The sequence below is a fragment of the Endozoicomonas sp. SESOKO3 genome, from assembly GCF_024606255.1.
On record NZ_JAHHPR010000106.1, the window covers coordinates 1 to 1,946 of the forward strand.

The window sequence follows — 1,946 nt, forward strand, 5'->3', positions numbered from 1 at the left end:
GTGTGGGGCAGTCACCCGAAGCCGCTCTTCAGGATGCCTACGACTTAATGCGCAAGCTAAGCCATGCAGGCATGCTGCAGGTTTTGCCTGTTGAAGATCGTCAGCAGACGGAAGAGTGGGCAATGGTTGTGAGTAAGCGTCTTGCTCGTTATATCAATCACTCCATGAGCCCTGCAGGTGATACAGATCCACCTGCTTTTTCTGATCACTGTCGCAGCAGTGATGATGAGTACATTGTGCCCATGACGCAAGTTATGTTTAATCGTGTCGTTGATAGCTCTGATAAATATGGTCAGTTTGCTCAGACTATTATTAATTTGCGCGATGGCCTCAAGGATATTATCGAAGCCTTTTGTGTAGAGAAAAAAACGGGTAGCTGCCTGTATGGAGGAGAGTCTGTAAGAGCGTACATAACCAAACACGGGTTTGGACATCAGCTTAAATTCAAGGATAACGAGCCTGTGACGAATGATATTGATGTTCTGATGGCGTACGACAAAGTAGATGATTTAAAACAGTGGCTGGATACAAAACTGGATGGTTTTAAAGTATCAGAACCCCGCCAAAAAATGTTGTTTTCTTTCCCCGGGCAGGGGCCTGATCCTGAAGCCTATAACCTGTTTGTGTTTGATTTTACGGTTGAAGGCGGGTCAATAAACGCCTACCTCCCAAGCCTGGATGTCGCTATGGCGCTTACCGGGTCACAGGCCACTTTCCAGTCCGAGGAACTGGTTATTTATGAGAGCATCGTCAGGGGGCTAAACGGTGATGCGGCTAAGCGCGATACCTCTATTCGGAAGCAGGGCAAACATTGGCATCGTGCCCTCTATTTGAAAACGGTTTTCTCAAAGAATTATTTCTTCAGCATGCTTTTAGACGACATAGATCGGCGGTCAGGTGAATTACCATTACAGCCAAATCACAGAAGTACTCATTTCAAGTCAGCCAGGATTGAAGTGATGAAGGAGCGCATTGATGAACTGACCCGTGAATTAAATAATAAGGAACAAGAGTTAATGCTTTCGAAACAAAAAGTTTTGGATGCTTTAAAAGCTAATGAAATCAGCCTTGCCAAAAAGGAAGAGCAACGAAACCAATTTTTTCATGAATTTGAGAAAAAGCTGTCGAGGAAAGATAAAGAGATAGCTGACAGGCGGTCTGCTAATAAGAGAATGGGTGAAAAAATTGCGTCATTAAATAAGCTGGCTAAAAGCTATGAGGAAAAAAATGTAAGTCTTGATAAGGAACTAAAAAGTCTGGAGCAACAACTAAAAAAAATAAAGCAAGATCAAGCCCAAGATAAGAGTGAGGAAATTGATGGGTATAAAGAGAAAATTAGTCAGCTTGATCTTGAAGTACTCGATATTAAACGAAAATTGGAAGTATCAGATACCAAGTATACCGATTTGCAGGCAGATAATGAATGGCTTCAAAATGAAGTTTCAGAATATAAAAAACGGCATAAAAAACTCCTTGGAGACTATAATGAAGCCTCGAAAAATTTAAAAAAGTCGATTGAGGCTTTTAGCCACCGATTAGATGAAAATGATCAGTTAACCGGGAAAAAAACCAAGCGTAAAGCTAAATTAAAAGGCTCAGGAGGGTATGTGAATGAAGCGACTGGAAGGTTATTTTACAGAGGTTTTGTAGTAGGCATTGCAACTTATATAGGCTATAACCTACGAGGTATTCCTATGCAGGAATCCGCTAGTGATGGCATAGGGAGTCTTTGCCTTGATTTAGATGATTACACAGGACTAAATAGGGATATACTGAAGACAATGTGCGGTTTTGATAAAAGTTATAGAGTTGTTGATTATCAGATTTACTCGTTCATTCGTAAAAAATTAGCTCTTAATTTTATGAATAAAGAGACTTTTTTCGAGAACCAATGGGCACAAAAAATAAAGAAGGGAAGCAAGTTCTTATTAGCACATGCCAGACAC

Annotated in this window: 1 protein-coding gene; it reads left to right on the forward strand. The window is 40.9% G+C overall.

Features of this window, described 5'->3' with window-relative positions:
* Window positions 1-47: 47 nt before the first annotated feature.
* Window positions 48-1,946 (forward strand): hypothetical protein (locus KDK18_RS01910; protein ID WP_257252794.1); only part of this gene is annotated, 1,899 nt, incomplete at its 3' end.